Genomic DNA, 7803 nt, shown 5'->3' with positions numbered 1-7803 from the left:
TAAATGTTTTCTATCCAAAACGTTCGCCTTTACTTAATAAGTATGCAAAAAATAAATTTAGATGCGTTTGCCCTGGTATTTCAGTAGCTTTTTCTAAAAATTCAGTTATACTAACCATCTGAGCTTTGTCAGAAATTGTCATCTTAGAAATACTAGATAGTTTTAACATCAGATCCCTTAAACAGTCTGTAAGTTCATCTTCTTCAATGTAACTTTTACAATCCTCTAATTTTTTATAAGTCCGTTTTAAAAGTTTTAAAAAAATCTCCCAAAATGTTCCTTTTGAAGAGTTTGCAATGAAAATATAGTCTAACTCTTTTATGTTATCTGTCACATACAACAGTTTAATTAATGTTTCATGTTTCTTAGTTTTTTCTAACGCATCATCTGCATTTCTTTTAGCATCTTCAGATTTCCCTTCTATTTCTTTCAAATTGCTTGAGGCAGTAACAATTTTTTCTTCTAAGTCCTTAATACTTTCGATCCTAACTTTATTATCATCAAGAAATTTAGTTGCAATATCAACTTTAACTTGAGTAGTATAACTATCGCCTTTTAGCTTTTTTATTCGCCTTTTGAGTTTGGCAAAATCATCTATAGTTTTCCAGTTAAGTAGAATAGGCATAATCACGCCTAAAAATCCTATTAGTGCAATCCAAAACGAAAGCCATCTATTCAATTTATTTACTTCCTCATCAAAGTTTCTTCGTGTAAAATCAACTTCCTTATTTAGTTTATCAACCATCAAGTTAATTTTATTAGATAACCTTAACCGATCTTCTCTTGTGAGTTCTTTATCAAATGAAACCATCGTATCTAAGATTTCTTCTTTGCTAGCTTTTGCCCCATGTATATATTTTTCAGAAAGAATTTTAGTTAGACGGACTTTTATTGAGTCTGTATTGATGTTCTTAAAACTATCTTTTGATTGTATAATAACATATTTCGGTACTAAAAAGTCTTCCCTACATTCATTTCGCAAGGTTCTTGTAATTATTGAATCAATTTGAATAGTTCGATCTCTTCCAATTTTATAATCAACCCATCTGTAACCAAAAAATAATATCAGTACTGTAACAAGGGTTAAAGCAACTGTATAAGGATATCTGAATAATTTTTTCATTATTTTGTTTAATCTAAATTTTGTAAACTCATATTGATTATGTCGCTCGTTAAATTCATTGGTATTTTATAAACCAACTCTTTATAATCTTCTTTTTCCTCAGCTTCTTCATAGCTGAATAGCCTAGCAAATTGTAGATTATTGGCTGTTTCTAATGGTGTCGCAATAAGGCTTTCAAATAGTGTTTCGTCATGTGTAAACAGAATAAATTGTAAAGGGTAGTCTTCATTGTATTTTTTGAAAAGTTCAAATAGCTTAAGCATAAATTCGTGAATATGGGCTTTACTTTCAAAATCACTTGAATTGAAAATATCATCAATTACTATCGGAAAATTGACACCATTATTTTTCCTTGATGCAATGGCAATTGCGACCTGAACTAAGGTTGCAAATAGTTCTAAACGAAAAGTATTTAAGTATTTGTTTACCTCAATAGCATCACCATCTTTTGTTGAAATCTTTATATCAATTTCTTCTGCTAATACTTCGCCGGTGTCTTGGTTAACAACAGGTACTGTTTCAATTTTAATAGATAAATTATCTTCTTCGAATGTTGAATAGAATTCTTTGAATACAACTGTGAGTGTTTCTTTTAAGGGTTCAAACGCTTCGGCTGCTTTTTTAGAAACTTCGTTGTTGATTTCCTTCCATAAATCATCAGCTTCCTCTTTCATTTTATTGAACTCTTCAATAAATTTCTCTAGATATAATTGTTCAACATGACTTTGTTGATTTACCGTTTCATTCGCTGCTATTTTATTCTCAAGGTCCTTTATTTCCTTCTCTAAAATAGCAATCTCTGCTACAGAATCGTTTGTATTGGCACTTCTAAGAGTTTCTAATTCTTTAGAAGCTTTTTCTAAAAGTTCCTTCTTCTTTTCTGCAGACTTTGGTGCTGTTTCAGCAAATGATTTCAATTCATCTAATAAAAAAGCGTCGTATCGATGCAACAAATCATTCAAGAAAGCATACCTATCATTATTATAATCCTTGTTATCACCAAGTGCATTGATATCTATAAAAATGTCGTTTGCTGTAAACACTTTTAGGTACTGATAAAACTTTTGGTAGCTATCTTTTAAATCAAAAAACAAAGAATCACTGCCAATTTTCTCATAGTCTGTTGAGGATGACTCTTCTAAATTTTTTGTGTTGCCATACAATTGCATTAATTGTTGCATTATAGCACTATGCAACGTATTTAATTTACTTGCTAATGCCGATTTCTCTTTTAATGCTTCAAGTCTTTTACTCGAAGCATTTTTCAATTCATCGTTATTCAGAGTTGAACTTTCACAGAAAGGACAGTTATCTGAATGCTCCAATAATTCTCTACCATCTGTTAAAAACTGTATCAACTTTAATCCACCGTCAGCAGTATTTACTGCAACAAAATTTTCGTAGGCTTCTTTAAACTGGTTAATATTTTTCAACAATACATCATAATCAAATCGAATAGCGTTCGAAGTAGATTGCAACTGAGAAATAGTTCTTTGAATGTTACTAATTCTGGTGTTTAATTCATTGTTGCTTGAATTTGCAAGCCCTTCTTTTAATACATAAATGCGATTTCTTTTAAACTCAATTTGAACTTTACCTTCCTTGTTAAAGTCTTCGTTTGTTTTAATAGTGTTAACTAAATTATTACGATTTGTTGTTTCTTTTCTTCTGGAATAACCTGCAAAAGCATTTAACTGCGCAACCACTGTTTGTAATTCAGACAAACCCAAATTAGCAGCAAGAATATTTTTAAATTTTGATTGTCCTCTATTAACGTCAGTAAATTCTAGTCTAAGAACATCATAAGTACTTCCTTGTGAAATAAAATGAGTAGATGGCATTAACACATCTGGTATTATATTGCTTAACTGAATATCTAAAGTTTTATTTTCAGTCTCAATTTTACAGTTAGTCTCTTTAAAGCCTTTATTAAATCTACCTATATAATTCTCAAGATCATTTATTCCTCTATACTTGGCCTCACTAATTTTATTGCAGTAGGTCATTTCGATAGCATCAAAAACAGAAGATTTACCAACACCATTAGCCCCTAAAATAATCATACTTTGTGGATTACCTTCCTCATCACAAAAGTTTATACCAAAGGGTATATCCGATTGTTCAATGCCTCTTATATTACTCAGCAATACTTTTTTTATACGTAGGTCTTTACCTATCCACTCAGAAAAGCTTTTATTTTCTTCTTCAAGCTTGTATGGAGTTATTTTATTTCTATCATCTTCATTATATCTCTGCCACAAAGGGTACAATCTGTCAAAGAAAGCTTCCCTATTAGAGATATCTGCTTCGGGATGATTTGCCAAAACAATAGAAAGCTTATTGTCTTTCAATTCTGGTTTTAATGCTATTCTCTTAAAAAATTCTTTTTTACTTTCTATCATAAAATTCATTTCTTGTATGCCAAAATATACCACACAGGATTTGGGAAATATCGTTTGTTATTTAATCCTGTGCATCTAATATTGCAATAACATATGAACACAAACGTCATTATACTAAAATATCGTTCTAACCGCCTTTATACTCACTCAAAGTATCTCCGTTGATGCATTTTGTATCTCCGTTGCTACAAAAAGTGAGTACCATACTCACTCAAAGTGTCTCCATTGCTACTTTAAGTGACTCCGTTGCTACTAAAAGCGACTACCGTACGCACTCAAAGTGTCTCCATTGCTACTTTAAGTGACTCTATTGCTACAAAAAGTGCGTACCATACTCACTCAAAGTGTCTCCGTTGATGCTTTTTGTATCTCCGTTGCTACAAAAAGCAACATTAGGCTTAGCGGGGCTAAGCCTAATGTGCTATGTAATCATCCTATTATTTATTTAACCGTAGTACTAGGTGCGGCTTTCTTGCTTTGCTTTTCGTAGCGTTTAGCAATTTCTTCAATCAATGCTTTTACTGCCGCATCCGATTTGGCTGCTTTTTTCAAATAATCGTACACGTTATCTGCTGTTTTCATACAATCTATACTTGCAGCGGCAATGGTATCGTCTATCTCTTCTAGCAAAGAGGCTACCACTACCCTTACATCCCATAGCTGACTAATAAGGGTTACATCTTTGCCAAACTCATCCCCATCTACCGTTGCCGTGGGTATGTATTTACCAAAGTTTTGTACGCCACGTAGGTTTAGCTTTACGTACTCTACGCTTTTTTGCCCCATTCTACGCTTGCCTTTCTTTTGCTCCTCGCTTAAAGAAATGAGAAAAGGCATTTTGCTTTTTGCAGTTGCAATGCCTGCTTTTGCTGCATCTTTATCAGCATCAGATAATACAGCAGAAATTAAATTAGTTGCCATATTTTTTAATTGTTTTTTAATTACCTACTCTGTTTTGATAACCCGCTTTTCGGCGTGAGGCGGGGTTGAAAAATTTATGATTTATACGTTTTACCAAGGCAGGTACAAATGGCTTGGGCAATAATCGTGGCATAAAAGTCATCGCTTGCAGAGCTTAGGTCATCTTGCATAAAGCCACACTCTATCAGGTGAGATAGCATTTTTGGTTGGCGTATCCAACCAAGCCTACCGTGGTTACTAGCAGTATCAGGGCGGCTCCAACTGGTTTTATTGGCACCATTAGCTTTAAACACTTCGGCCATTTTATTGGAAATGGCTTGGCTTTCTAAGCTTGTAGGGTGATAATAGACACCTGCACGCTTAGCCATAGTGCTTTTTACAAATTTTTCCACACTGTCTTTGTGTATTTCAAAAGCCCAATCGGTATCGGCATCGTAGCGGGCATTAATGTACTGTATGGTTTTTGTTAACCCATAATCTGGCACTAGTACTACCGTAAGCCCATTTTTAGTAAGCTTACTTGCAAGCAATAGGGTTATTTGCTTGGCTTCGGTATTTTCGGTAAAGCTACCTGCGGTAGCGCCGGGGTCGTAGCTTTCGCCACTAAGCCCGCCATGCCCTACAGAAAGGACAATACGGTTAACAGCATCTAATCTTGTAAACATTGGTTTTGTATTTTAAATAATGTGGGTAAATTATCGGCTACAGCGTGTAAGTAGGGTTTGTATTATCTGTTCTTGTAGTTTAGCCTTAGGTGTACTTTCTACTTTTTTATTGGTAGTATCGCTTTCATTACCTGCTACACGCCTTTCGGTTTTTTCTGGTAGCTGCGCTGCCAAGTCTATGGCAATTTGTAAGTCTCGCAGTATTAGTAACTCTCGCTCGTAATCTTTAACAGCTTTTAGCAATGCTTTGTAAATTCCAAAAGCTACAATAGCCACTATTTCTGTAACAATACAGGTAATAAAAGGGTAATTAACAATAGGCTTGCAGAAATAATAACTACAAGTAAACACGCAAGTATCACTTGCTGATTTTTGCAAAAGGCAAGCTAGTATAATGCCCAATATTGCAATAGTTGTGGCAACAATTAATACCACGGTTTGTGTTTTAACGACTCGCTTTATCCATCCATTTAATTGATTGGTATGGGTATTAATAAACTCCTTTGGCTGTATGTCTATAGCATTGATCATAAAAAATAAATTAGGGTATTAAAAAGTGGTTAATGATATCTGCAAAAAAGGGTTCGCAATCCCAATAGTAGCTGTGTGTAAAGCCAAATGTGCCAGCCTTAAACTTACAATCAACATTTGTGAGACCTGTGTAATAGTCTAAATTGCCGCTTACATAATCTTTACTATCCCAATAGTTGCGCCATTGTATTCGTTCAAGCAATCGGTTTAATTGTAAGTTCACTTTTACATAGTTGGCATTGGTGGTGCTGTTGTTGTCAAAGTCTAAACTACGCTGCTTAAACCCATGGTAATTGTCTAGCAATTGCTGGCGTATGTATTCGGTATCTGGCACGTTTTCTCTAAGAAAAAACACCACTTTATCTAGGTGCGACCCAAATGTGATATAGCTACGCAATTGGCTAGATATGGGTAATTGATTGTTTACAATGCAATTACCATCTTTAGTATAACTTTTAATTTCACCTTGGTTTACTAAAAGGTTGAGTTGGTTAATGGCATCGTAAGACACTTGTGTACCTAAGGAATGGGCAGCTACAATTACTGATGGATAAGCAAGTTCTCTTGTATCTGTTGTATCCTTATCATTTTTCTCGCCTACTCTTTTTTCAATTAAATACTTTAGTGCATCTACAGCACCATCTAAAATGCAACGCCTTATCCCATAAAATTGCGATTTAGGGTCAGTGACATTGTACACCACTACATCGCCCAAAATATTGGTAAGCTTATGGATGTTGCTTTCGAAAAAGCGTTGTAAAAGAGAGGCCGCTATACTGCCAAAAAGCGGTAAACGCCCTAAGAGTTTAATAGAGAATGTAGTAAGCGCATCTAATGCCATAAATACACGAGACGCTGTGGCAAGAAAAAAACGGTAAGTGCGCACATTAAAAGCCCCTGTTTTTTTATCAAAAAATATACTTTGATCGCCATAGGCTTTACCAATGGCAGCATTTTTTGCATAAAATGTTTTTGCCCCATTTACTACCCCTTGCAACCATTTATTCAAATCGCTCCAAGTGGCTTTATCTTCTGTGTAATTGGCCCAATAATATTCGTAAATGTCAATAGAATAACTACTACCTGCTTTTTGTATTCGTAGTACGTTATCAAACCATGTATTACCGTCTTTTCCTTGTTTAGGTTGCAATTGGTGCTGCAATGTAATATCAGCACCAAATGCTTTTCTAAGTTGTTTTACAAGCCCTCTACCAAATTGATCAACAGTAGCTAAGGGCAATTGGTCGCCTATGCCGTGCGTAATAAGGATGGCTGTATTTTGCAATATCCATCCTGCATCATCAACAGCAATACTATTATTAAGAATTTCAGAATTATTAGGTTGATAAGCCACAGATGTAATTATTTAAATTCTATAAATTTTGACAAATCGAATTTTTTGGTAAGTGCTAGCGATACAATTGGTGGGCTATCTTTCTTAATTAAACCCCTTACCTCGCCCGTAAAACTGATACCATATTTGTCTTCATTTAGCCTAAACTGAAACACATAAAATGGGCGCCAACAACTTTGACTAAAGTTTGATATATCGGACTTTTGAAACTTAAAATCTTCGGCCGTAGGCTGGTTACTTATACCAATTACTGGATTAAAAAAGACATTAACATCCTTCTCTCTATAAACAATAGGTAAGCCCAAACCAAAATAATGAGAACGGATATCTGTTTCTTTTCTAGTTTCTACTTGTGTATTGTACGATGGGTTAGATACATCACTGTATTTGATAAGTGTGCTATCTAGTTTGCCAAGTTTAGACCGATCTAAACTATTAGAAACCCTTTGCCATTGCAGTTCTAACCACAATGAGGTGAATATGTGCAAACCATCATCATTAGCAGAAGTATTGGTAAGCCTAAATTGTGGTGAAAAGAAAAGGCTAATGTTTCTTATTGTTTGCACATTAGAAATAACACCTGTATCTGAAAACAACTTTGCACTGTCTCGCCTACCAGGTATATACGCTATGTGATAGGCAAACGTACCATTAGAATAAGTACTTTCTGTATTAGTTGTAATGGATTTACTTTCATATACACCTGCAAACAAGCCAAGGTTATGACTTAAATAATTAACTCAAGTTGCTAGTTAATTTTCTTTAGCTGTAAAGCAAACAGGAATAATGCTATTTTCAGGAGGAAGC

Annotated in this window: 7 protein-coding genes; all 7 read right to left on the bottom strand. The window is 34.4% G+C overall.

Annotated elements, in window-relative coordinates:
• Positions 1 to 10 precede the first annotated feature (10 nt).
• Positions 11 to 1123: a hypothetical protein gene (locus ACT9TX_RS17925; protein ID WP_481340397.1), complete on the bottom strand. Its 1113-nt coding sequence runs from the start codon at positions 1121 to 1123 to the stop codon at positions 11 to 13.
• 8 nt (positions 1124 to 1131) lie between these two features.
• Positions 1132 to 3525 (bottom strand): AAA family ATPase, encoded by a 2394-nt coding sequence (locus tag ACT9TX_RS17920; RefSeq protein WP_481340395.1) that lies wholly within the window; start codon positions 3523 to 3525, stop codon positions 1132 to 1134.
• A gap of 441 nt (positions 3526 to 3966) precedes the next feature.
• Positions 3967 to 4446 (bottom strand): hypothetical protein, encoded by a 480-nt coding sequence (locus ACT9TX_RS17915; protein ID WP_481340393.1) that lies wholly within the window; start codon positions 4444 to 4446, stop codon positions 3967 to 3969.
• A 74-nt stretch (positions 4447 to 4520) separates the two neighbouring features.
• A complete protein-coding gene (locus tag ACT9TX_RS17910) occupies positions 4521 to 5111 on the bottom strand; it encodes an N-acetylmuramoyl-L-alanine amidase (RefSeq protein WP_481340391.1) in 591 nt (196 codons plus the stop codon).
• Between the two features lie 30 nt (positions 5112 to 5141).
• The gene (locus ACT9TX_RS17905; protein WP_481340389.1) at positions 5142 to 5642 is read right to left on the bottom strand and encodes a hypothetical protein; all 501 of its coding nucleotides are present in this window, start codon (positions 5640 to 5642) and stop codon (positions 5142 to 5144) included.
• 10 nt (positions 5643 to 5652) lie between these two features.
• Complete coding sequence (locus ACT9TX_RS17900; protein ID WP_481340387.1) at positions 5653 to 6996, bottom strand: hypothetical protein; 1344 nt, start codon at positions 6994 to 6996, stop codon at positions 5653 to 5655.
• Between the two features lie 8 nt (positions 6997 to 7004).
• Complete coding sequence (locus ACT9TX_RS17895) at positions 7005 to 7709, bottom strand: hypothetical protein (RefSeq protein ID WP_481340385.1); 705 nt, start codon at positions 7707 to 7709, stop codon at positions 7005 to 7007.
• Positions 7710 to 7803: the final 94 nt, after the last annotated feature.

Source organism: Parasediminibacterium sp. HNIBRBA5674, from assembly GCF_056745525.1.
Note: the sequence above shows the minus strand (reverse complement) of the source record. Positions and strands in the feature narration are given on the sequence as shown.

Coding starts and splice junctions, on each gene's coding strand:
- ACT9TX_RS17915 (WP_481340393.1), bottom strand. CDS start 4,446: ATGGCAACTAATTTAATTTCTGCTGTATTATCTGATGCTGATAAAGAT.
- ACT9TX_RS17905 (WP_481340389.1), bottom strand. CDS start 5,642: ATGATCAATGCTATAGACATACAGCCAAAGGAGTTTATTAATACCCAT.
- ACT9TX_RS17910 (WP_481340391.1), bottom strand. CDS start 5,111: ATGTTTACAAGATTAGATGCTGTTAACCGTATTGTCCTTTCTGTAGGG.
- ACT9TX_RS17920 (WP_481340395.1), bottom strand. CDS start 3,525: ATGATAGAAAGTAAAAAAGAATTTTTTAAGAGAATAGCATTAAAACCA.
- ACT9TX_RS17925 (WP_481340397.1), bottom strand. CDS start 1,123: ATGAAAAAATTATTCAGATATCCTTATACAGTTGCTTTAACCCTTGTT.